The following is a 21,437-nucleotide window of genomic DNA, read 5'->3' as shown; positions in this document are numbered from 1 at the left end:
ACGATATGGTCCAGTAATCGAATCGAGCCATCAAGGAGCGAAAGTGGCCGCCACGGAACTGGAACCCGCACACCCCGCGGACGTCGTCACCAAGGTCGACACTGCCGAGGTTCCGTCCGCCGCTTGGGGGTGGAGCGGTGAATCCCGTCGTACCGCCCGTACCGCCGGCTGGGTCGTCGTCGTCATCCTGCTCGCCATGCTCTTCGAGAACCAGCAGGGCAGCTCGTCCGGTTCGGGCAATGTCGGCTACGTCTTCCTGATCCTCTTCGCGGCGGGCCTGGCGCTCATCCTGATCCGCGACTCCATCCTCCAGCGCAAGCCGCGCTAGTCCGGATGTAGCTCCGAGACAACGAGAATCGGGCCAGGTCACCTCCGCTGACCTGGCCCGATTTGTTGTTTCCGGCTACTGGTTCTCGGGCAGGTTGATGCGGTTGGCGAAGCCGATCGCGACCACGATCGCGGCCGGGACACCGGTCAGGATCAGACCCGCGGCAGCACCCAGCGGGATGCCGATACCCGCACCGGCCAAGCAACCCAAGATCGGGCCCAGACCGGCCGCCTCGAGCACCGGCAGGCTCAGCGTCGCACCGCCGATGATGCCGAGCACGCAGCCCGCACCCGCGCCGACGATGGTGCCGACCAGCGTGCCGATCGAAGTGATGATGCCGAACTGGGTGGCCGCGGCGGAGACCGCGTCATCGAAGGCGTCCTGGCGCACCACATCGTGCAGCAGCGCGGTGGGGCGCGCGGCGGCCGGATCCAGGTTCGGGGTCAGGGTCGCGGTATTGCCGTCGATCTGCGCCGCGACCGGCACCGCCATGCCATCGGACTTGACGAAATTCAGCGGGAACGCGGTGAGCACATTGCCCTGGCCGTCACGCACCTGGAACTGATCGCCCTCGGTGGTGAGCGAACCGGCATCGGTGTGCAGCACGACGGAATTGCCCGCCAGTTCGGTGTTCCAGTGGATGCCCGACGACTCGGCGGGGGCGGCCGGGGCCGCGTTGACCGTGGCGGTGGAGATGCCCAGCGCCGCGATGACCAGGGCCGAGGTGGCGGCGAACTTCTTGATACGCATGACTTCTCGTCGCTTTCTTCAGCGGATGCGTCCTCTGCGGGGATCGCAGGTCCTCATCGAGCACCCGAGACAAGAGTCGCCAGCGGATGTTGCCGAAGTGTTGCCAATTTATAGCCAAAACGAGTCATCAAGCATGATTTCGTTACAGTTCATGTTCTTGAAGTCTGTTTCAATCGATCAAAGCAAACTTTTGGTTCATGTCTATTGAACCGCAAGAGCCCGCTTCCGGCGACCGGAAGCGGGCACTGACCTTGCGAACGCGCGCGGCCTACTGGTTCTCGGGCGCGTTGATCCGCTGGGCGAAACCGATGCCGACGATGATCGCGGCCGGGATGCCGGTCAGGATCAGACCTGCGGCAGCACCCAGCGGGATGCCGATACCCGCACCGGCCAAGCAACCCAGAATCGGACCGAGACCGGCCGCCTCGAGCACCGGCAGGCTCAGCGTCGCACCGCCGATGATGCCGAGCACGCACCCCGCACCCGCGCCGACAATCGTGCCGACCAGCGTGCCGATGGCGGTGATGATGCCGAACTGGGTGGCCGCGGCGGAGACCGCGTCATCGAACGCGTCCTGGCGCACCACGTCGTGCCGGAAGGCATCGGTCGGGCGCGCATCGGCCTGATTGGTGCTCGGGGTCAGTACCGCGCGCAGACCCTGCACACCGGCCTGGATCGGGTACTCGAGATCCCCGAGCGAGTAGCTGAGCGGGAAGCCGACGAGCACATTGCCCGCATCGTCGCGCACCTGAAGCAGCCCGTCATCGGTGGTCATCGAACCATGGTCGGTGGTGACCACGACCGAGTCGCCTTCCTGGGCGACATTCCAGTGAATGCTCGGCAGCACCTGGCCGACACCCTGATTGACGCCGTCGAGCAGCGAGGGGATGACACCGGGAGCCGGAGCGGGCGCGGGGGCCGGCTGGGCGTGAGCGGTGCCGCTGGCGATTCCGAGAGCCGCGATGACCAAAGCCGAGGTCGCGGCAGCCTTCTTCAACTTCATAGCTACTTCTTTGCTGTTCCGTGAGGGCACTCCGGGGATCAGAGTGGGAGGCTTCTCAAGCGCCCTAGTCAAGTGTCCAGCAAAGGCGTTACTGAATGGTAGCTAAGAATGCCTATTCATAGCGCATCTCACTTACCGGCCGGTAAATGTCGCACAGCACACTGTGTATGCGTGGGACGTATGACTCTTGCGAAGTTACCCGCCGGGCAACTCGGAAGGAAGCCGGGCACCACCGGCAGCTGGTCAGCCCAGGTGCACGCGGCGCAGATCGCCCACCTCGGAGGTCAAATAGAGCTCATTCGGCGATCCCGGAGCAAATGTCACGCTGGTGATCGGTTCTCCGGTCAGCACCGTGCAACCGACACCGGTGCCGGGATCGACTCGAACCAGCTGGCCGGTGACGGTCCCGACGTACAACCGGCCGTCCGGGCCCACCGCCAGATCGTCGGGCAGTGCGGGCGCGGCGAACAGGGCGGGCGACAGATCCGCCGCCACCACCGGATGCGCCGGATCATTCAGCGGAATCCGCATGATCCGCCCGGTGAGACTCTGCAACAAGGTCACGTACACCGAATCCCCGTGCACGACAACGCCGTTCGCGCCGAGATTGTCGAAAGCCAAAGCGCCGCGCACCGCCGCCGTCCACGCGGTGTCGACGCTGCCATCCGGGCGCACCCGCATCGGCCCCGCATAGGTCACCCCGACGTAGAGGTTTCCTTCCGCATCGAAATCCGCCCCGTTGGCCATTCCCAGGCCGCCGACGAAGGTCTCCGGAATCGGTTGCGCGGCAGCGGGATCGAAGCGAACCACGCCACCGTTGCCCAGCAGCGCACTGGTCGGGAAATCACCGGTCGTGACATAGAGCAGACCGTCGGGCCCCAACCGGATCGCACCGGGCAGGGCGACCGGTACCGACGCGGTCGAAACGCCGGAACGGTCGTAGCGCTCCACCACACCCCGCGCGGTACGCGAGACCCACAGCGCGCCGGTGCCATCGAACGCGGCGTTCTCCGCCCAATCCAGCAGCGGCACGCGCGCTCCGGCCACCGTTTCGACCGTCGCCTGCGAACACCCGGCGGCTTCGGCTCCGGCACCGGCCGGTGCCAGTACGCCCAACATGGTCAGCGCCGCAACGGCTCCCAGCCGGCTCCACGACGAAACAGCCATCACAACCCCCGAAATCGACCACGCCCCGGTAGCGGGCACCGAACGTACAGTACGTACCTGATCACCGTTCGGGCCAGATCCGAATTTCAGGCGCGGGACGGCAGGCGGACCAGCAGCAGCGGCCGGCCCGTCGAGACCGACCAGTGTTCGTAGCCGTTCAGGGCGATGAGAATGGCGGCCACCAGCGTCAGCATCGCGATCGCTGGAATGTGCGGCGCGAAGAGAATCGAGACCGCCAGCACCGAGGCTCCCGTGAGACGGCCGACCGTGGGGGCGCCGAACATGCGCCAGCGCGTGAAGCAGAAGGCCGAGACGAACAGCGCGGCGCCCATCGGCAGGAGGTAGCCGTTGACGCCGTGCGGGACCTCGGCCGGATGCTCGACCAGGCTGCGCGCACCGACCGCGACCAGCACCAGCCCGACCACCAGCAGGAAATGGCCGTAGCTCAGCACATCCCGGACCACCGCGCCGCGAACCTGGTTGGTGCGCAACGAATGCTCGATGGCCGAGAAGCCGAAGGCGAAGTACAGCCACCACAACCCGCAGCCCAGCGTGAAGATCAGGGCGACAGCGATCCAGGACAGCACCCCCAGATGCGCCGCGGCAGCCTCGGATCCGACCGATGCCACCATCTCCCCCAGCGCGATGATCACGAACAACGCGAACCGCTCCGGCAGATGCGTCGCACCGAACTGCACGCTGCGCAGCCGCGGCGCCAGCAGAGCCGGACCACCGAAAGCCAAGAACACCGCGACCATCCAGAGCCCATGACGCACCACGCCCTCGGGCCCCAGCGCGGCGCCGACCAACAGCACCGCGGCCACCAGTGTCACCGTGAACGGGTTGACCCAGCTACCGAACGTCCCCGCCTCCGCGAACGCCCGCTTCCGCATCATCTCGCCCCACAGCAGGGTCCGTAAAACCAAATGCGCCACCGCGAAGATCAAAGGCTGCCCCAGCCCCGCGAAAGCATGCGCCGCCGTAATCGCCATAACGAACATGCACAATCCGCAAGCGAACAGAAATATCCGCTGCCGATTCGAATCCTCCACCCCGTGCACCGCCAGCGTGGTCCCCACCCACGACCACCACATGATGGCCAGCAACAACACCGTCTGCCCGACCGCACCCCACCCCTCGTGCGACACCGGCAGATGCGCCGCCTGCGTCACCGCGAAAACCAGCACCAGATCGAAGAACAACTCGGCCCAACTGGCCCGCTCATGCGCCTCGTGAAGAGGTTCCGTCACACCCGTAAATCCCTGCCTAGCCCGCCAACTGCGGCGTTCACTGTAACCGCAACCCCCGCCCCGCACCCGTCCAGCACCACCCGCTACCGGATTCCGCTGCGCGCCAGCCCCGTTCACGCGAATATTCACCCCATGAGAATCGAACAAGCCGTAATCGTCGCGGCAGCATCGGCCGCGGCGATCGGCCTCGGCTCGGCGACCGCCACGGCGGCCCCGACCCCGGCGGACACCCCGCGCACGGCCATCGCCCGCGCCTACATCGACGCCCTCGTCACCCACGACGCCTCCGCCGTCCCCTTCGCCCCCGATGCCACCCGCGTCGAAGCCGGCCTCAAAACCGGCCATTCCGGCCCCCAACTGGCCTCCGACCTCGAGCACGGAGTGCAGTACTCCGTCATCCAAAACATCCGCGACCTGCAAATGTCGGAATCCGGCGACCTGGTCAGCACCCGCTACCTACTCGACTCCGGTTTCGCGGGCGTCAAATTGATGACCGTCGAGATCACCGAAACCTTCGTCATCCGGGAGGGTTTGATCCAGACCATCGAAGCCACCATCATCCCGGTCTGACCCCCGGCTAGCCCGCCCAGAAGCCGATGAGATCCTTGTCGGCTTCTTTGGCGGCGCGGAACCACTCGGCGATCGGCCCCGCATAGCCGCCACGATCATCGGGCCCCGCGGCGATGGCCTCCCATTCGGCCAGCCCTCGCGCGCAGCTCTCCTTGTCGATATGACCCCACCCGTTCCATTCGGTGCACGGAAGCGGGCCCTCGCCGTTCATGCCGCCGGCCAGATCCAGGATCTCGTCCGGAAGTCCCTCGTAACCGAACCAGAAATTCACGTCGCCGATGGAGGGGCCCAGCTCGTCGCAGATTGATTCCAGTGCGTCCACATAAGCTTCGGCATTGTTTTCATCGAACGGCCCGCCTTCGAACACAGCGCGCAAAGCCTGCGGATAACGAGCATCCTCACAGAGCTCGCATTCCTCACACTCCGGATCCTGGCAATCGGGCACATCGCACCGCTCGCAGCAGCCGTCTTCCGGATCATGTTGGGACACTTCGGCAAGCAGCCGGTTCAGGAACTTCTCGTCTTTCGAGCCGATCACCGACTCGAGCTCGGCCAGATCGACGAGATACACGTGCAGGATATGAGACACAGCCGAAAGCCTATGGGACACATACGACATCGAGAATCGACGCCGGATGCGGGAATCAGCCTTCGGCGGCGAGCTGGCCGCAGGCGGCGGCGATTTCCTGGCCTCGGGTATCGCGGACGGTGCAGGGGACGCCTTGGGCCTCGACGCGGCGGACGAATTCGCGTTCGACGGGTTTCGGGGAGGCGTCCCATTTGCTGCCGGGGGTGGGGTTGAGGGGGATGAGGTTTACGTGGACTCGGGAACCGAGGGCTTTGTGGAGTTTCTTGCCGAGCATGTCGGCGCGCCAGGGCTGATCGTTGATGTCGCGGATCAGGGCGTATTCGATGGAGACTCGGCGGCCGGACTTGTCGGCGTAATACCTTGCGGCGTCGAGGACTTCGGCGACCGGCCAGCGGTTGTTGACCGGGACCAGGGTGTCGCGGAGTTCGTCGTCGGGGGTGTGGAGGGAGACGGCGAGGGTGACCGAGAGGTCTTCGTCGGCCAGTTTGCGAATGGCGGGGGCCAGGCCGACGGTCGAGACCACGACGTTGCGCTGGGAGATGCCGAGACCGTCGGGGGCGGGAGAGGTGATGCGGCGGACGGCGTTCACCACTCGCTTGTAGTTGGCGAGCGGCTCACCCATGCCCATGAAGACGATGTTGGAGAGGCGGCCGGGTCCACCGGAGACTTCGCCGTCGCGCAGGGACGCGGCTGCCGCGCGGACCTGGTCGACGATTTCGGCGGTGGAGAGGTTGCGGTTCAGGCCCGCTTGGCCGGTGGCGCAGAACGGGCAGGCCATGCCGCAGCCGGCCTGGCTGGAGATGCACAGGGTGTTGCGGTCGGTGTAGCGCATGAGGACGCTCTCGAGGAGCGTGCCGTCGTTGGCTTTCCAGAGGGTTTTGCGGGTGGTGCCGTCGTCGCAGACCACGTGGCGGACTTCGGTGAGCAGCTTCGGGAACAGCGCTTCGGCGACCTTCGAGCGCATCGCTTCGGGGAGGTCGGTCATCTGATCCGGGTCGGCGACCAGGCGGGCGTAGTACTGCCGGGCGATCTGGTCGGCGCGGAACTTGGGCAGGCCGAGCTCCTCGACCACCTTGCGTCGTTCGGCCGAATCGAGGTCGGCTAGATGCCGGGGCGGCAGACCACGGCGGGGGGCATCGAAAACGAGGGGCAAGGGGGTGGCAGTCATAACCCCTCCAGTTTTCCATCCGGAAGCGAGTCGCGGGGCGGCGGGGTGCGAGCCGCTCGTCACATTCGAGGCAAACGCGCAGCTGAAGCGACATACCGGAGATAAGGGGCGATATGCGTGCACCGGTCATAGCGATCAGCAATGATCAAGCCATGACCACCGCCGATATGCCCACCTCGGGCGCAGAGCCGACGCCGAGCAAGGGATCCTCGAAGCAAAAAGGCCAGGGCGTGCTGAAGACTCGCGCCGGTTACGCCTGGGTCGGGCTGGTACTCGCCGCGATCCTGGGCATCGTGGTACTGGTATTCATCCTCCAGAACCTGGAACAGGCCCGGGTCGAACTCTTCATGTGGACCTGGAACCTGCCCATCGGAGTGCTGGTGCTGCTCGCCGTCATCGTCGGTGCGCTCGGCACCGCGCTGGTCGGCGGCTACCGGATTCTCCAGCTACGCAGGGCTGCCAAGAAGGCCACGAAGTAGCGCGATCCCGTGAATCGAAAGGGGGCCCGGGGCGAAATCCCCGGGCCCCCTTTCGAAGAAAAGGCGCTAGAGCAGCGCGGTCAGCACCAGCCAGGCCACGAAGGCCGACGGCAGCATCGAATCCAGTCGATCCATGATGCCGCCGTGGCCGGGCAGCAGCGTGCCCATGTCCTTGATGCCCAGCTCCCGCTTGATCTGCGATTCGATCAGATCACCGCTGGTCGCCACCAGCACCAGCCCGACACCCAGCAGCACGCCGATCATCGAATTGGCTTGCAGCAGCAGCGTTACCGTCAGCAGCCCGCCGATGACGCTGAACACCAGCGACCCGGCGAAACCCTCCCAGGACTTTTTGGGGCTGATGTGCGGCACCATCGGATGCTTGCCGAACAGCACCCCCGCCACGTACCCGCCGACATCCGAGCACACCACCAGGATCATGAAGGTCAGCACCCGCAGATTGCCGTCGTGCTGATCCAGCAGCAGCACCGCGAACGACGCCAGAAGCGGCACCCAGGCCAGCACGAAAACACTGATCGCGGTGTCGCGCAGATAGTTTCGGGGCGTAGCGGTCAGCCCGTGGTCGAACAACCGCCACACCATCATCGTCAATGCCGTGGCCCCGAACGCGCCCAGCACGCCCTGCGGACCGGCCGGCCAGGCCAGCCAGATGATCGCCTGCCCGCCCAGCAACAGCGGAATCCGCGGCACCAGCACATCGGCCTCGCGCAGCCGCTTGGCGACCTCCCAGGTCGCCACCGCCATCGCCACCGCGATCACGCCGACGAGCACCTTGGGCGCCCACAGCAGGATCGCGATGAGAGACAACCCCAGTCCGAGCCCGACCGCCAGCGCCGCCGGCAGATTACGTCCGGCCTTGGACTTGGGCGCCGGAGTGGATTCGGCCGCGGGCGCCGGAGTCGCCTCGGCAGCCCCCTCGTCCCGCGGGGTCGCCGCGTCGGTGGCGGCAGTATCTTCGGCCACGATTGTCCCGTCGCTCACTTGTCGTCCGTTCGTCCCTACCCCCGGCCGGATCCTCCGGCCGTCTAGACCTCGAGCAGTTCGGCTTCCTTGTGCTTCACCAGCTCGTCGATGCTCGCGACGTACTTCTGAGTGGTCTTGTCGAGTTCCTTCTCGGCGCGCCCGACCTCGTCCTCGCCGGCCTCGCCGTCCTTCTGGATGCGACCCAGCTCGTCCATGGTCTTGCGGCGCACATTGCGGATCGCGACCTTGGCGTCCTCGCCCTTGGACTTGGCCTGCTTGACCATTTCGCGGCGGCGTTCCTCGGTCAGCTGCGGCACCTGCACGCGAATGATGTGGCCGTCGTTGGTCGGGTTCACCCCCAGATCCGAATTGCGGATGGCGGTCTCGATCTCACGCAGCTGCGCCTGCTCGTACGGCTTGATGACGAGCATGCGCGGCTCGGGCACGGTGATCGACGACATCTGGGTGATGGGGGTCGGCGAGCCGTAGTAGTCGATGACGATCCGGGAGAACATGCCCGGATTCGCCCGCCCGGTCCGGATGGAACCCAGATCGTCCCTCGCCACCGAGACGGCTTTCTCCATCTTTTCTTCGGCGTCGAAGAGCGCTTCTTCAATCACGGCGATTCCTCCACAGCGTCAACGTGTCTTTTGCGGTCACGAACGGACCAGCGTGCCGATTTTCTCACCGGCGACCGCACGGGCGATATTTCCCTTGGTCAGAAGATTGAACACCAGCATCGGCATCTGGTTGTCCATGCACAGGCTGAACGCGGTGGCGTCGGCCACCTTCAGACCCTGTTCCAGGACTTCCTTATGGGTGATCTCGGTGAACATGGTGGCGTCCGGGTCCTCGCGGGGGTCCGCGGAGAACACGCCGTCGACCGCCTTGGCCATCAACACCACTTCCGCGCCGATTTCCAGCGCGCGCTGGGCGGCGGTGGTGTCGGTGGAGAAGTAGGGCATGCCCATGCCGGCGCCGAAGATGACCACGCGGCCCTTCTCCAGGTGCCGCTTGGCCCGCAGCGGCAGGTACGGTTCGGCGACCTGGCCCATCGTGATGGCGGTCTGCACCCGGGTGTCGATGCCCTGCTTTTGCAGGAAGTCCTGCAACGCAAGGGAATTCATGACCGTGCCGAGCATGCCCATGTAGTCCGAGCGGGCGCGTTCCATGCCGCGCTCCTCGAGCTCGGCGCCGCGGAAGAAATTGCCGCCGCCGATCACGACCGCGACCTGTACACCGTCCTCGACAACTTCCGCGATCTGTTCGGCGACCGTCTGAACCACATCGGGATCGAGGCCGACCCCGCCACCGCCGAACATCTCTCCACCCAGCTTGAGGAGCACTCGGCGATAGCCCTTGCGGTCGGGCGCCGTATCCGGGTCCGTCATCGGTCTCCTTATCCTCGGCAGACGCGCGTGGTGCACGCACATGAAAAGACCATCCCGGCGCAAGCGAATCGCACGGGACGGCAACAAGCTTTGTCTATCCTGCCTCACGAGTGGGCGAGTTGGTGAGGCGACCCTCGTTCCAGGCGGGAATTCGCGCGATCACGGCCCGGTTTCGGGAGTCGCCAGCAGTGCGACGAGACGCTGCTCGGCTTCCGGCGTGGCGGGTATCTGGGTCACCAGCAGCAGATTGGGATCCTCGACCGGGCGCATTTGGAATACCTCCAGTTCGATTGTCCCGGCGCGCGGATGGTCGATGCGGATACCGGCCGGACGGAATCTGCGGACGCGGTAATCCGACCACCACTCCCGGAATTCCGGACTCGCCTCGCTCAGACCGGCGACCAGCGCGGCCAGCCGCGGATCCGCCGGGCGGCGGCCCAGCGTCTCACGCAGCTGCGCGATCACCGCCTGGGCCGCATGCTCCCAATGCGGCATCATGGCGCGATTCACGCTGTCGGTGAACATCATCCAGAGCAGATTGCGGCGGCCGGCGGGCATCTCAAGGGGGTCGCGGCGGGCCACGGCGTAGGCGCGGTTCCAGACCAGGAAATCGAAGACCGGATCGTAGATGGCGGCGATGCTCGGCAGCATCGAATCCACCAGCCATTGCAGCCGGGCCCGGTCGGCCGCCGAGTACTCCTCGTAGGGCGCGGCCAGCCCCGCCAGCAGCCGCAGATAGCGATGCTGATCCGGATCCAGGCGCAGGGTGCGGGCCAGCGCGTCGATGACCTGACGGCTGGCCTCCACCTCGCGACCCTGTTCCAGCCAGGTGTACCAGGTCAGTCCGACACCGGAGAGTTCGGCGACCTCCTCGCGGCGCAGTCCGGGGGTGCGGCGGCGGGCCGGGTCGCCGTACGGCGTGATCCCGACATCGGCGGGTTGCAGCCGTTCCCGCTGCGCGCGCAGGAACCGGCCGAGCTCGACGTGCCGTTCGGTGCCGGTGGCGGGATTGCCGTTGCCGCTTACCATTTCGACCTCCCCCGTACTGATCGTTTGGGTAGCAGTATCGCCACCAGGACAGGTCGGCGCGCGGGTTCCTACCGTGATCATCAGATCGGAAACGGCGGGAGCAAGACATGACGAACGACAAGGGACCGGTGCTGGTCATCGGCGCAACCGGGCGGCAAGGCGGGGCGACCGCGCGGGCACTGCTCGAAAAAGGCTGGGCGGTAAGAGCATTCGTACGCAACCCGGAATCGGATGCGGCGCGGGCACTGGCGGCGGCGGGGGCGGAGCTTTTCCGGGGCGATCTCGACGACGAGGATTCGCTGCGCGCCGCCATGGACGGGGCCTACGGAATCTTCCTGATGCTGACCATGATGCGCGGGCACAACATCAGCCTGGAGGCGGTCGCGGAGGAGGAACGGCACGGGAAGAGGGTCGCCGAGCTGGCGGCCAAAGCCGGGATCACGCACCTGGTGTACAGCTCGCTCAACGGGGTCGATTCCGGGTCCGGGATCGAGTACTACGACGCCAAGAAGCACATCGAGGAGCACATTCGCGCGCTCGGATTGCCCGCGACCATGCTGCGGCCGGTGTCGTTCATGGACAATTTCGCCACCTACAGCAAGCCCGCGCGGGTCGGCGACGAGCTGGTGCTGTCGCTGGCGGTCGGGCCGGATACACCCATGCCGCTCATCGCGATCGACGATATCGGGCGGTTCGCGGCGCTGGCGTTCGAGCGGCCGGCGCAGTACATCGGACAGGCCATCGGACTTGCCGGTGATGTGCTGACGCCCCGGCAGATCGCCGAAACCTTCGGCCACGCGGCTGGATTGCCATCCAAGACGGTGACGGTGCCGATCGCGGCGATCAGCGCCTTCGACCCGCAGGTGGGAAAGATGTTCGCCTACTTCAACGAACACCCCGAATCGATCGACGTGACGCCGCTGCGCGCGGCCCTGCCCGAACTGCAAACCCTCGAGGCGTGGATCAGCGCCACCGACTGGAAACTCTGAGGAGCCCGCCGTGACCGATGGATTGCTGGCCAGTAACGGCCTTCTCCTGCCGCCCGGCGCGGGCGAAAAAGTCCAGCCCACCATGACCCTCAAGGTCGGCGCCGAGAGCTCCGACGCCTGGTCCGCCTTCGAAGCCGAAGTCCCACCGGGTTTCGACGTCGGCGCGCACTGGCACGGGCATGCCGAGGAGATCTTCTACGTGGTCGAGGGTGAGCTGGAGTTGCTCGCCTTTCATCCCGCCGCCGAGGCGATCGGCGACTGGACCACCTGGGAGGCAGCGGATGGGACGACCGTGTTCCGCGGCGGCCCGGGCGCTTTCATGTATGTGCCCGCCGGGTGCCCGCACGCCTTCTACAACCCCGGAACCAGCACGGCCAAAATGCTTTTCATGGTCACGCCGTCCGGGCACGAGAAGTACCTGGCCGAACTGAGCGAACTCCTGCTCTCCGGCGAAGCCACCCCGGACTTGATCGGAGAACTGCGTTTGAAGCACGACATCCACCAGCTGACGGCCTTGCAGAATCGCCCGGTCGCCTGATCGACCGGGCGACACAGTTTGGGGTGCCGCGGCTCCCGGGGTGCCGAAACACTGTGAAACACTAATGCTTCGGATATTTTCCTCGGCATGAACCACCCACGTCACGCCGATCGGATGATCTCGATGAGCAAATCCCGCGGCACCTTGCGCGCCGGAATCGCCGGCATCGCCATCAGCGCCGCGCTCGTCGCCGCCACCGGAACGTCGGCAGCGGATACCACCGTGCCCTCGACCGGCAGCAGCTCCCAGAGCGCCCAACTCGCATGGTCGGCGGCCTACCCCTTCATGCGCATCCTCGCGGTCGTGTTCGACATCGGCTGCGCGCTCGGATCCAACGCCTGCGTCCAGACCTCAGCCCTAGGATAGGCCGACAAAGAAAAGGCCCTCCGGGCATCGGAAAACGATGCGCGGAGGGCCTTTTCGGGCTTGTCAGGCGATTACGCCTGGCCGACCTCGAAACGAGCGAAGCGGGTGATGGTCACGCCGGCCTCGTCGAGAAGAGCCTTGACGGTCTTCTTGGAGTCGGTGACGGACGCCTGCTCCAGCAGGACGACGTCCTTGTAGAAGCCGTTGACGCGACCCTCGGTGATCTTCGGCAGGGCGGCTTCGGGCTTGCCCTCTTCGCGGGCGGTCGCCTCGGCGATGGAGCGCTCCTTCTCGACCAGGTCGGCCGGAACCTCATCGCGGGTGACGTACTTGGCCTTGAGCGCGGCGACCTGCATCGCGGCGGCACGAGCGACCTCGGCGGCGGCATCGCCTTCGCCGGTGAACTCGACCAGCACACCCACGGCGGGGGGCAGGTCGGTGGCGCGCTTGTGCAGGTAGACGGTGGTGTTGCCGTCGAAGGTGGCGACGCGGCGCAGCTCGAGCTTCTCACCGATCTTGGCGGCCAGCTCCTGGAGGGCGGCGTCGGCGGTCTTGCCGTTGTCCAGCTCGACAGCCTTCAGGGCGTCCAGGTCAGCCGGGCGAGCCTTGGCGGCAGCCGCGACGATGGCGTTCGCCAGCTCCTGGAACTCCGCGTTCTTGGCGACGAAGTCGGTCTCGGAGTTGATCTCCACGAGGACGCCGTCCTGCGCGGTGACCAGGCCCTCGGCGGTGGAGCGCTCGGCACGCTTGCCAACGTCCTTGGCGCCCTTGATGCGCAGGAACTCGACGGCCTTGTCGAAGTCGCCGCCGTTCTCCTCGAGCGCCTTCTTGCAGTCCATCATGCCGGAGCCGGTGAGCTCGCGGAGCCGCTTCACATCGGCGGCGGTGTAGTTCGCCATCTCGGGCGAGCCTCCCTTTGTGAGTGAAAGTCTGTGGGTGTCACACCTTGCCGACCGCGACCTAACGTCAGCGGTCGGCAAGGTGAACAGATGCCTTGTAGGCGTGGATCAGAAGTCGGCCGGGGTCTTGGTGGCCGGATCTTCCTTCAGCTCCGCCTCGGCGGCGGTCTCGACGGCCGGGGCAGCGTCGGCGGCGGGGGCGGCCTGCGACAGCAGCTCCTGCTCCCACTCGGCGAGCGGCTCGCCGGCGCCGGCCTCGGGCTTCGAATCGCCACCGGCGCGCGAGGCACGAGCCTGCACACCCTCGGCGACCGCGGAAGCCACGACCTTGGTCAGCAGCGCGGCGGAACGGATCGCGTCGTCGTTACCCGGGATCGGGTAGTCGACCAGGTCGGGATCGCAGTTGGTGTCCAGGATCGCGATGACCGGGATGTTCAGCTTGCGAGCCTCACCGACGGCGATGTGCTCCTTGTTGGTGTCGACCACCCAGATGGCCGAAGGCACCTTGGCCATGTCCCGGATGCCGCCGAGGGTGCGCTCCAGCTTGGTCTTCTCACGCGTCAGCATGAGGATTTCCTTCTTGGTGCGACCTTCGAAGCCACCGGTCTGCTCCATGGCCTCGAGCTCCTTCAGGCGCTGCAAGCGCTTGTGGACGGTCGAGAAGTTGGTGAGCATGCCGCCCAGCCAGCGCTGGTTCACGTAGGGCATGCCGACGCGGGTCGCCTCAGCGGCGATCGACTCCTGGGCCTGCTTCTTGGTGCCGACGAAGAGGACGGTGCCGCCGTGGGCAACGGTCTCCTTGACGAACTCGTAGGCCTTGTCGATGTAGGTCAGCGTCTGCTGCAAATCGATGATGTAGATGCCGTTGCGGTCGGTGAAGATGAACCGCTTCATCTTCGGGTTCCAACGGCGGGTCTGATGCCCGAAGTGCGCGCCGCTGTCGAGCAGCTGCTTCATAGTTACGACAGCCATAGCTCCCGTTACTCCTTTTTTGCTGGTTGACACAGGAATCGGCGATCCCTGCCCTGGCGCCCACAGCCACCGGAACCCTCCGAAAGATTTCAGGGGACCAGCCGACGGCCTTCGATGTAGGCGCGCGAAGTCGGTCTGCACGCAACGCAAACCGCTGGACCAGTCTACGCAGGGGTTACGGAGAGGCGAAATCGGGCCCTCGGCCAGCGCGAACGTGCCGGTTGCGGGGTCGATGAGTCCGACCAGGCGGGTATTCACAAACGTACGTGTCGTCCACACTCGCCGAGGATCGTGTTCCCTTCGATGCCGTGGGGCGGAGCCTTGTCACATGCGCCCGAAATGGATTGCCTTCGGCCTCCTCCCGCTGTTGTGGCTGGTGTCGTCGCTCGCCGCGCCGATGTGTGCGGCAGCCCCGGGCGAACGGTTCGAATGGCCGCTACGGCCGAAGCCGGCGGTGGTGCGGGCGTTCGACAAACCCGCGCAGAACTGGCTGCCCGGCCATCGTGGCGTGGACTTGGCCGGCAGCCCGGGAGATCCGGTGCGCGCCGCGGGCGACGGCATCGTGGTGTTCGCGGGGACGGTTGCGGGCAAGCCGGTGGTCTCGGTCGATCACGCCGGTGGGCTGCGCACCACGTACGAACCGGTCACCGCATCGGTCGCGGTGGGGCGCCGGGTGCTTCACGGCGAAACGATCGGGACGCTGGCAGCCGGGCACGAAGGGTGCCCGGTCGTGGCCTGCCTGCATTGGGGATTACGACGCGACGACGACTACCTCGATCCCCTCGGCCTCCTGCGCGCGATCCCGATTCGCCTGAAACCGATTGCGGCGCAGCAATCGAGCCTGCACGTCCTCCATAGGGGCGAACGATTCGAAGCAGCGTCGCCACGCCGTAGCGAGACGCGGTTCACGAGCGACAGCCCTGTTCAGACTGTCTGCGCGAGTTCAGGATGGGGGTATGACGAAGCGGTCGGGCACGGTTGCGTTCACCTATCCGGATGTCGGCGCGACGGCAGGTGAGTTTCCGGCGGGGTACGACCATTTCCGGCTGCGGTTGCGAATCGGCTCGGGGCGGGAGTTGTTCGACAGCGCGGGTGAGCAGATCCTCGCGTATCGAATGCAGCGGGGCACCAATATCTTCCGAGAGGCAAGTACGCCCACCGCCGAGCCCGGTACCGAACTGACGGTTCGACTGGGCCTCGGGCCGATCGGGATCATCGCGCCGTGCCGGGTGGTGTACGTACTGGACGAACCCGACCGGCGAGGGTTCGCCTACGGCACCTTGCCCGGCCATCCGGAGAGCGGCGAGGAGGTGTTCACGGTCGAATACGACCCCGCCGACGGGTCGGTGTACGGAGTGGTCGCGGCATTCTCACGGCCCGCAACCTGGTATGTGCGGGCAGGCGGGCCGGTGGTGCGGCTCATCCAACGATGGTTCGCCGCACGCTACATCCGCACCCTCGCTCCCCCGCACTGATCCACCCGCGATCTCCAGACCACGCCGATGCGTGGTCCTCCCCGCCGTGTTCTTCGTCAGGCTTCGAGGAGAGATGTGAGGGCGGCGGCTTCGGCGCGCAAGGAGGCGGCGCGATCGACGCCGCCGTTCAGGCCCTCGTATTCGGTTGCGGCAGTGAGCCGGTCGGTGATCTCGGCGCGCACGATGGCTTCGATGTCGGCTTCGGTGAGGATACGGCGATCGCGTTCGGCGGTGCCGGGGCCGACCGCGCTGTCTTCGATCGCGCCCGCTTTCACGTCGGAACCGTCCACTGCCTCTGCATTGTCGATCGCGCCCAGGGCCGAACGGATGGCGGCCGTCGCGGTGCGGTCGCGGGCCTTCATCGCCACGGGGAGGGCGGCACGCAGGCGGTCACGCAGGGGCTGGGTCGCGGTGGAGCGGTCGGCGGTCATGAATCGCACGGTACGGTCGAAATCCGGTCGCGTCGAGCACATTCCGGGCTACCGCCGTGGTTCGCGATCCACCGCGAGCCGATGCGGCGGTTCGGTGACCACCACATCGCCCGGGGCACAACGGCTCAGACGCCGGCGGTGGCGGCCTTCTCCCGCTCCGCCAGTTCGGACTTCCAGGTGCGGAAGCCCTCTTCGGTGCGGCCGCGCCGCCAATACCCGGAAATGGAGGACGCCCACTCGGCGGACACCCCACGCTCCTTGCGGATGTAGGGACGCAGCTCGTGCATGACCGCCTGGGCTTCACCGTGGATGAAGACCTGGACCTGGCCGTCCCGCCACGGGGCGGCCTTGACCGCCGCCGCGAGCAGCGCACCGGGCTCGGCATCGCCGCGGTGAATCCAGGTGCGCTGCACGCCTTCCGGATAGGGGAAGAAGACTTCGTCGGCGGGACCGGCGATCTCCAGGAAGACCGAACCGACGGCGTCGGACGGCAGCGCGGCACAGGCGGCGGCGATCGCGGGCAGGGCGCTCTCGTCGCCCGCGAACAGGTGCCAGTCCGCGTCCGGGCGCGGAGCGTAGGCCCCGCCGGGACCCATCAGCTCGATGGTGTCGCCGGGTTCGGCGGTCGCCGCCCAGGGCCCGGCCACACCCTCGTCACCGTGGTAGACGAAGTCGATGACGATCTCCTCCGCGGCGGCGTCGACCTCGCGCACGGTGTAGGTCCGCACGGTCTCACCGTCGGCGCCCGGGAACACGAGCTTGACGTAGGCATCGGTGAAGGCGTTCGGCTGGAAGGCGGCGAACCCGGGGCCGCCGAGCCGGACACGAATCAGATGGTCGGAGAGCCGGACCGTGTTCTGCACTACGAAGGTCGTACGCGAGCGAGCCACAACCAATACCTCCATAAATTAGGATTACCTAAGTAAACCTAGCACGACTTCCGATAGCTCGTCGATACAGTCGCGATAGTGCGCCGGTGTGATAATGGTCGGCAGCCCACATGCACCCGTCAGACATAAAGCTCTGACCAGCACGTACCACCCGCCGGCGCTCCGATGAAGACCGCAATCTGCTTGGTCAACCGCATACCGCGCGGATTGATTCCGGCGTGCCCGCTGCCTCGCGGGTTTCGGTCGCATCCATGCGATCCAGGGCCGGTCAGGCGAGCTCATCTACCAATGCGGCCAGAGCTGCTGCGACCCGGGCGAACTCGGGAGTGGGTGGACCGCCGGGCTCGAGCATGTAGGTATCGCGGCGAATCTCGATCATGAGCGCGGCGACGCGGGCGTCGGTGCCGTAGTGGGCCAGGGGAACGTAGGTGCCCGCGAATGGAGTGTCGATGTCGGTCTTACCGATGACGCCGAAGATCTCGGTGGCGCGGGCAAGCACCGCGGATGGGGTGTGAAATACGTCGGTGCCCAGGCAGATCGGCGGTCGGGGGCCGTCGCCGTGCAGTTCGTACGGCAGCGGGTGGGTCGGATACGAGTGCACATCGAGGATCACGGCGCGCCCGGCGGCGGCCAGGCGATCGGCGACAAGGGCGGTCATGGCCTCGGCATAGGGATGGAAATAGCTGTCCAGCAAGGGTTTCGCGTCGAAATCGGCGGGGCGCAGTGGGGTGCCGGTGGTTGTTCGGGTGTAGACCGCGCCCATGCCTACCGCGAGCATCTCCTCGCGGTCGTCCGGGAAACGCTCGGGATCGACGACCAGGCGGGACATCCGGTTCACGAACTGCCAGGGACGGATTCGGGCGCGATCGGCGGCGGTGGCGGCGAGGTGTTCGGTGTGGGCATCGGTGAGGTGGTCGAGTTCGAGTTCCAGGGCGAGGTCGTCGAGCAGAGTGGCCGCGCGGACTTCGGATGGGATGACCCGGGACGAGTGGGGGACGTGGAGGATGATCGGCGAGTCCGGGTGTCCCGCAACGAGTTCGAACGAATCAGGCACGGGGGTGGGCCTGGTCGTGGACCTTCTTCAGGCGGTCGATGGAGACGTGGGTGTAGAGCTGGGTGGTGGCGAGGCTGGTGTGACCGAGGATCTCCTGCACCACCCGCAGGTCGGCGCCACCTTCCAACAGGTGGGTGGCGGCGGTGTGCCGGAAGCCGTGCGGGCCCATATCGGGTGCGCCCGGGATAGCGGAAATCACTTCGTGCACAACCGTTCTCGCCTGACGCGGATCGATGCGCTTACCCCGGCGGCCGAGCAACAGCGCCCGCCCCGAATCCGGCGTTGCGAAGGCCGACCGCCCATGCCGCAACCACAACTCCAAAGCCCGATCGGCCGGCGCCCCGAACGGAACCGAACGCTCCTTGTTCCCCTTCCCCAGCACCCGCACCAGCCGCCGCTCCCGATCCACATCCTCGATATCCAGCCCGCACAGCTCACTCACCCGAACCCCGGTGGCATACAACATCTCCACGATCAACCGATCCCGCAACGCCATCGGATCATGCTGCGCCGCCCCCGATTCCGCCGCCGTCATCGCCGCCTTCGCCTGCTCCTTCCCGAGCACCGCCGGCAACACCCGATGGGCCCGCGGCGACCCCAGCCGCGGCCCCGGATCCACCTTCAACCGCCCCGTATGCGCCAGCCACCCCGTAAACGTCCGAGCTGAAGACGACCTTCGCGCCATGGTCGTCCGCGCCGCCCCACTCGCCGCCTGTTCCGCCAGCCAGGACCGCAGCAAAGCCAGATCCACCTCCCCCACCCCCGAATCCGCCGACCGCGCCAGCAAATGCTCCAACAACGACCGCGCATCCCCCACATAGGCCCGCTCGGTATGCGCCGACCGATTCCGCCCCAACCGCAAATGCCGCCCGTACTCCACCAGCAACGCTTCCAAATCCTCCGGCAATCCACCCATCCCCCCACGCTGACCCCAATCCGCCCCCACCGCAAGCGCCCCCGCCGAAGACCCCACGGTTGAGTGGCACACCACCGTCGGATCCGCCTGGATTCGCCACCCTGATGTGCCACTCAACCTCCCGCCCACCACCTGAAGAGCGGCGCCTGTCGAGTCCGCGCGACGGCGGGCCCGTGACGGCGTATCTCAGCGGTGGCGGTCGTGGGTGGCTGAGACCTCCTCTGCGGCTGAGCGATTCGAGGGGGCGAGGCGGTACCAGCCGTCGCCGTCGCAGCCGACGAGCCCGGCGAGTTCCAGGGCGGACAGCGTCGCACGGATCGCTGGTAGTGCGAGACCGGTGTCGGCGACGAGGGCTCGTGGGGAACGCGTGCCCGCGACCGGCAGGGCGGCGTAGAGCAGGGCTTCTTCGTCGGAGAGGTGGTCCTCGGGATTCGGTGGGACGGCTCCCGGGAGGGAGAGGCGCAGGGGGCCGGCCTCGTCCAGTACCTGTTCGGCGCTGGTGACGATGAATGCTTCGCCGTCTCGGATCATGCGGTGGCAGCCCGTCGAGGCGGCCGAGGTGATGGGACCCGGCACTGCCATAGCTGGGCGGCCGAGCCGGCGTGACCATTTGACGGTATTGCGCGCGCCGCTTCGCATCCCGGCTTCCACGACCACCACGCCGTCCGCCAGCGCGGCGATGAGCCGGTTGCGGGCCAGGAAATGGTGTTTACGGGCGGACGTTCCCGGCGGGTACTCACTGACCACCAGCCCGGTGTCGGCGATTTCGGCGAGCAGCCGGTCGTGCTGCACCGGGTAGGGCCGATCGGCGCCGCATGCGAGTACCGCGACGGTCGTCCCGCCGACAGCGAGCGCGGCGCGATGTGCCATCCCGTCGATACCGAAGGCTGCTCCCGAAACCACCGTCCAGCCCCGAGCCGCCAACTCCCCTGCGATCTCTCCCGTCGCATGATTCCCGTACCCGGTACTGCACCGCGACCCCACCACCGCCACAGCCTGTTCGGTGCACTCCGACAGCGACCGCGCCCCACGCACCCACAACACCAGTGGCGCCGCCCCTGCTTCGTCGCGTTCCGGATCCAATTGCCGCAGCCCGAGCATCCGCCACGCGGGCCACTCGGCGTCCTCCGGTGTCACCACCCGACCACCCAGCCGCTCCATCACCGCCAAATCCCTTTCGGCACAGTTGATTCCACGCCGCAGCTCGGTCGGCCCCCGCAACGCCTCGGGTAACGCACACTCCCGAACCGCCCGAGCCGCCTCCAACACTCCAACCGATTCGATCAACGACGACAGCGCAGCACACGGTCCCTGTACCACCCGCGACAGATACACCCATGCCAAACGTCTTTCATCCGAGACGAATTCACCACCCACTGCGCCCGGCGAACCGACTTCGCTTGCCGGACCGGCAACCCAGGAGGCGGCACAGGAGGGGCCGGCCGAAAGCTCGCCCTCCTCAGCACTTTCCGTCGACTCGTGAGGCACTCCCCCAGTCGCCTCCGGACAGGCCGACCGGTTCGGCTCATGACTCACATCCCAGCTCACCTCGGGACTCGCCTCGCGATTCACCTCTCGATTCGTCTCGTAGGTCTCCGTGAACGTCTCCCGGTCGCTATCCATGCTTTCCCCCACTCGAAAGCACGCGCCGACTTGTGCAGTGCCTCCCGCGACGAGCATCCCGACTCTCCTCGCTCTCCATCGAACCGGGGCCGCCGGCGCTGCTCGGCGTGGGCGGCGCGATCAGCGGCAGCCGGAGCGCACCGTCGCCGACCTCGCCCCCTCCGGGTTCGAGACACGCACAGCACTCGCCGCTCTCCGCGCATCCACCGTCATCACCGCATGGGCACCGCCGGCCGTCTTCGTCATAACCGCCACAACCGTGTAGACCGCTGAATGCTCCCAAGGCACCGCCCATTTCAAGATCTGCGGCGGAGCAGCTGAGGCACTCGGCACGGATGCCGCTCGGTTCGCAGGCGTGCCGCAATTCATCACGACCGCACGAATCATGAACATCACGCGAATCACTGACAGCGCACGGGTCACCAGCGGCATCTTGTCGGTCGGCAGCACACAGGTCGTTCGCGGCTCCCGGCCTATTGGTGCCGCAGGGGTGCGCGACCGCCTGGCCGTTGCCGGCACACGTGCGGTTTGCGGCACTCTGCCTGTCGGCGCGACGCTGGTCGCTGGAGGCGCTTC

General features: G+C 66.7%; 24 protein-coding genes and 1 pseudogene. 8 read left to right on the top strand and 17 right to left on the bottom strand.

What is annotated here, in order from left to right; genetic code table 11:
- Positions 1-43 precede the first annotated feature (43 nt).
- Positions 44-328 carry a DUF2631 domain-containing protein gene (locus NI1_RS30095; RefSeq protein ID WP_067827366.1) on the top strand — a complete coding sequence of 95 codons (285 nt, stop codon included), beginning with the start codon at positions 44-46 and terminating at the stop codon, positions 326-328.
- A gap of 75 nt (positions 329-403) precedes the next feature.
- Here NI1_RS30095 and NI1_RS30090 read toward each other — a convergent pair whose 3' ends face one another.
- The 4 genes from NI1_RS30090 to NI1_RS30075 form a co-directional block, all read right to left on the bottom strand.
- A complete protein-coding gene (locus tag NI1_RS30090) occupies positions 404-1,078 on the bottom strand; it encodes a DUF8020 domain-containing protein (RefSeq protein WP_084523933.1) in 675 nt (224 codons plus the stop codon).
- 268 nt (positions 1,079-1,346) lie between these two features.
- A complete protein-coding gene (locus tag NI1_RS30085) occupies positions 1,347-2,081 on the bottom strand; it encodes a DUF8020 domain-containing protein (protein WP_067827364.1) in 735 nt (244 codons plus the stop codon).
- Positions 2,082-2,324: 243 nt separating this feature from the next.
- A complete protein-coding gene (locus tag NI1_RS30080) occupies positions 2,325-3,287 on the bottom strand; it encodes an SMP-30/gluconolactonase/LRE family protein (RefSeq protein WP_218026841.1) in 963 nt (320 codons plus the stop codon).
- A gap of 47 nt (positions 3,288-3,334) precedes the next feature.
- Positions 3,335-4,498, bottom strand: coding sequence for a low temperature requirement protein A (locus tag NI1_RS30075; protein WP_067827358.1), 1,164 nt, complete (start codon positions 4,496-4,498; stop codon positions 3,335-3,337).
- Positions 4,499-4,630: 132 nt separating this feature from the next.
- Between NI1_RS30075 and NI1_RS30070 the strand changes: the two genes are divergently transcribed.
- Complete coding sequence (locus NI1_RS30070; protein WP_067827356.1) at positions 4,631-5,068, top strand: DUF8021 domain-containing protein; 438 nt, start codon at positions 4,631-4,633, stop codon at positions 5,066-5,068.
- 7 nt (positions 5,069-5,075) lie between these two features.
- Here NI1_RS30070 and NI1_RS30065 read toward each other — a convergent pair whose 3' ends face one another.
- The gene (locus NI1_RS30065) at positions 5,076-5,657 is read right to left on the bottom strand and encodes a DUF7691 family protein (RefSeq protein WP_157535405.1); all 582 of its coding nucleotides are present in this window, start codon (positions 5,655-5,657) and stop codon (positions 5,076-5,078) included.
- Positions 5,658-5,712: 55 nt separating this feature from the next.
- Complete coding sequence (gene rlmN, locus NI1_RS30060; protein ID WP_067827350.1) at positions 5,713-6,825, bottom strand: dual-specificity RNA methyltransferase RlmN; 1,113 nt, start codon at positions 6,823-6,825, stop codon at positions 5,713-5,715.
- A 113-nt stretch (positions 6,826-6,938) separates the two neighbouring features.
- Here rlmN and NI1_RS30055 point away from each other — a divergent pair, with 113 nt between their 5' ends.
- Positions 6,939-7,304 (top strand): LapA family protein, encoded by a 366-nt coding sequence (locus NI1_RS30055; RefSeq protein WP_245663468.1) that lies wholly within the window; start codon positions 6,939-6,941, stop codon positions 7,302-7,304.
- Between the two features lie 66 nt (positions 7,305-7,370).
- Here the strand turns inward: NI1_RS30055 and NI1_RS30050 are convergent, their stop codons facing one another.
- The 4 genes from NI1_RS30050 to NI1_RS30035 all read right to left on the bottom strand — a co-directional run bounded on the left by NI1_RS30050 (position 7,371) and on the right by NI1_RS30035 (position 10,708).
- Positions 7,371-8,306, bottom strand: coding sequence for a phosphatidate cytidylyltransferase (locus tag NI1_RS30050; RefSeq protein ID WP_245663467.1), 936 nt, complete (start codon positions 8,304-8,306; stop codon positions 7,371-7,373).
- A 44-nt stretch (positions 8,307-8,350) separates the two neighbouring features.
- Complete coding sequence (gene frr / locus NI1_RS30045) at positions 8,351-8,908, bottom strand: ribosome recycling factor (RefSeq protein WP_067827347.1); 558 nt, start codon at positions 8,906-8,908, stop codon at positions 8,351-8,353.
- A 36-nt stretch (positions 8,909-8,944) separates the two neighbouring features.
- Entirely contained in the window at positions 8,945-9,679 is a 735-nt protein-coding gene (gene pyrH / locus NI1_RS30040) for a UMP kinase (RefSeq protein ID WP_067827345.1), read from the bottom strand.
- A gap of 159 nt (positions 9,680-9,838) precedes the next feature.
- Positions 9,839-10,708, bottom strand: a complete 870-nt coding sequence (locus NI1_RS30035) for a helix-turn-helix transcriptional regulator (protein ID WP_067827342.1) — start codon at positions 10,706-10,708, stop codon at positions 9,839-9,841.
- A gap of 107 nt (positions 10,709-10,815) precedes the next feature.
- Here NI1_RS30035 and NI1_RS30030 point away from each other — a divergent pair, with 107 nt between their 5' ends.
- The 3 genes from NI1_RS30030 to NI1_RS30020 all read left to right on the top strand — a co-directional run bounded on the left by NI1_RS30030 (position 10,816) and on the right by NI1_RS30020 (position 12,601).
- Positions 10,816-11,697, top strand: coding sequence for an NmrA/HSCARG family protein (locus tag NI1_RS30030; RefSeq protein ID WP_067827339.1), 882 nt, complete (start codon positions 10,816-10,818; stop codon positions 11,695-11,697).
- 10 nt (positions 11,698-11,707) lie between these two features.
- The gene (locus NI1_RS30025; protein WP_218026840.1) at positions 11,708-12,235 is read left to right on the top strand and encodes a cupin domain-containing protein; all 528 of its coding nucleotides are present in this window, start codon (positions 11,708-11,710) and stop codon (positions 12,233-12,235) included.
- 87 nt (positions 12,236-12,322) lie between these two features.
- Positions 12,323-12,601 (top strand): hypothetical protein, encoded by a 279-nt coding sequence (locus NI1_RS30020; RefSeq protein WP_157535404.1) that lies wholly within the window; start codon positions 12,323-12,325, stop codon positions 12,599-12,601.
- A gap of 71 nt (positions 12,602-12,672) precedes the next feature.
- On the opposite strand, the gene tsf is transcribed toward NI1_RS30020, so the two are convergent.
- Together tsf and rpsB are read right to left on the bottom strand one after the other, a co-directional pair.
- On the bottom strand, positions 12,673-13,500 hold the full coding sequence (gene tsf, locus NI1_RS30015; RefSeq protein ID WP_067827333.1) for a translation elongation factor Ts: 828 nt from the start codon (positions 13,498-13,500) through the stop codon (positions 12,673-12,675).
- A gap of 108 nt (positions 13,501-13,608) precedes the next feature.
- Entirely contained in the window at positions 13,609-14,472 is an 864-nt protein-coding gene (gene rpsB / locus NI1_RS30010; protein WP_067827328.1) for a 30S ribosomal protein S2, read from the bottom strand.
- A 397-nt stretch (positions 14,473-14,869) separates the two neighbouring features.
- Here rpsB and NI1_RS39615 point away from each other — a divergent pair.
- Positions 14,870-15,295, top strand: a pseudogene (locus tag NI1_RS39615) (M23 family metallopeptidase); the annotation flags it as partial.
- A gap of 133 nt (positions 15,296-15,428) precedes the next feature.
- Positions 15,429-15,947, top strand: coding sequence for a DUF1990 domain-containing protein (locus NI1_RS30000; protein WP_067827326.1), 519 nt, complete (start codon positions 15,429-15,431; stop codon positions 15,945-15,947).
- 56 nt (positions 15,948-16,003) lie between these two features.
- On the opposite strand, the gene NI1_RS29995 is transcribed toward NI1_RS30000, so the two are convergent.
- The 5 genes from NI1_RS29995 to dprA form a co-directional block, all read right to left on the bottom strand.
- Positions 16,004-16,378 carry a GatB/YqeY domain-containing protein gene (locus NI1_RS29995; protein WP_067827811.1) on the bottom strand — a complete coding sequence of 125 codons (375 nt, stop codon included), beginning with the start codon at positions 16,376-16,378 and terminating at the stop codon, positions 16,004-16,006.
- A gap of 125 nt (positions 16,379-16,503) precedes the next feature.
- Positions 16,504-17,283, bottom strand: coding sequence for a siderophore-interacting protein (locus NI1_RS29990; RefSeq protein ID WP_067827316.1), 780 nt, complete (start codon positions 17,281-17,283; stop codon positions 16,504-16,506).
- Between the two features lie 253 nt (positions 17,284-17,536).
- Complete coding sequence (locus NI1_RS29985; protein ID WP_067827314.1) at positions 17,537-18,322, bottom strand: N-formylglutamate amidohydrolase; 786 nt, start codon at positions 18,320-18,322, stop codon at positions 17,537-17,539.
- Positions 18,315-19,238, bottom strand: coding sequence for a tyrosine recombinase XerC (locus NI1_RS29980; RefSeq protein WP_067827808.1), 924 nt, complete (start codon positions 19,236-19,238; stop codon positions 18,315-18,317). Before NI1_RS29980 ends, NI1_RS29985 begins: the two co-directional genes overlap by 8 nt.
- 186 nt (positions 19,239-19,424) lie before the next feature.
- Positions 19,425-20,615: a DNA-processing protein DprA gene (dprA, locus tag NI1_RS29975; RefSeq protein WP_067827309.1), complete on the bottom strand. Its 1,191-nt coding sequence runs from the start codon at positions 20,613-20,615 to the stop codon at positions 19,425-19,427.
- Between the last annotated feature and the right edge of the window lie 822 nt (positions 20,616-21,437).

Origin of the sequence: Nocardia inohanensis NBRC 100128, assembly GCF_001612945.1 — a bacterium.
Lineage (GTDB): Bacteria > Actinomycetota > Actinomycetes > Mycobacteriales > Mycobacteriaceae > Nocardia > Nocardia inohanensis.
The sequence above is the reverse complement of the archived record's forward strand: the minus strand, read 5'-3'. Positions and strand labels throughout refer to the sequence as shown.

Bases quoted from the DNA above. Each gene is read 5' to 3' on its own strand.
- NI1_RS30090 (WP_084523933.1), bottom strand. From the start codon at position 1,078: ATGCGTATCAAGAAGTTCGCCGCCACCTCGGCCCTGGTCATCGCGGCG.
- NI1_RS30085 (WP_067827364.1), bottom strand. From the start codon at position 2,081: ATGAAGTTGAAGAAGGCTGCCGCGACCTCGGCTTTGGTCATCGCGGCT.
- NI1_RS30070 (WP_067827356.1), top strand. From the start codon at position 4,631: ATGAGAATCGAACAAGCCGTAATCGTCGCGGCAGCATCGGCCGCGGCG.
- rlmN (WP_067827350.1), bottom strand. From the start codon at position 6,825: ATGACTGCCACCCCCTTGCCCCTCGTTTTCGATGCCCCCCGCCGTGGT.
- NI1_RS30055 (WP_245663468.1), top strand. From the start codon at position 6,939: ATGCGTGCACCGGTCATAGCGATCAGCAATGATCAAGCCATGACCACC.
- pyrH (WP_067827345.1), bottom strand. From the start codon at position 9,679: ATGACGGACCCGGATACGGCGCCCGACCGCAAGGGCTATCGCCGAGTG.
- NI1_RS30035 (WP_067827342.1), bottom strand. From the start codon at position 10,708: ATGGTAAGCGGCAACGGCAATCCCGCCACCGGCACCGAACGGCACGTC.
- NI1_RS30030 (WP_067827339.1), top strand. From the start codon at position 10,816: ATGACGAACGACAAGGGACCGGTGCTGGTCATCGGCGCAACCGGGCGG.
- NI1_RS30020 (WP_157535404.1), top strand. From the start codon at position 12,323: ATGAACCACCCACGTCACGCCGATCGGATGATCTCGATGAGCAAATCC.
- tsf (WP_067827333.1), bottom strand. From the start codon at position 13,500: ATGGCGAACTACACCGCCGCCGATGTGAAGCGGCTCCGCGAGCTCACC.
- rpsB (WP_067827328.1), bottom strand. From the start codon at position 14,472: ATGGCTGTCGTAACTATGAAGCAGCTGCTCGACAGCGGCGCGCACTTC.
- NI1_RS30000 (WP_067827326.1), top strand. From the start codon at position 15,429: ATGACGAAGCGGTCGGGCACGGTTGCGTTCACCTATCCGGATGTCGGC.
- NI1_RS29995 (WP_067827811.1), bottom strand. From the start codon at position 16,378: ATGACCGCCGACCGCTCCACCGCGACCCAGCCCCTGCGTGACCGCCTG.
- NI1_RS29990 (WP_067827316.1), bottom strand. From the start codon at position 17,283: ATGGAGGTATTGGTTGTGGCTCGCTCGCGTACGACCTTCGTAGTGCAG.
- NI1_RS29980 (WP_067827808.1), bottom strand. From the start codon at position 19,238: ATGGGTGGATTGCCGGAGGATTTGGAAGCGTTGCTGGTGGAGTACGGG.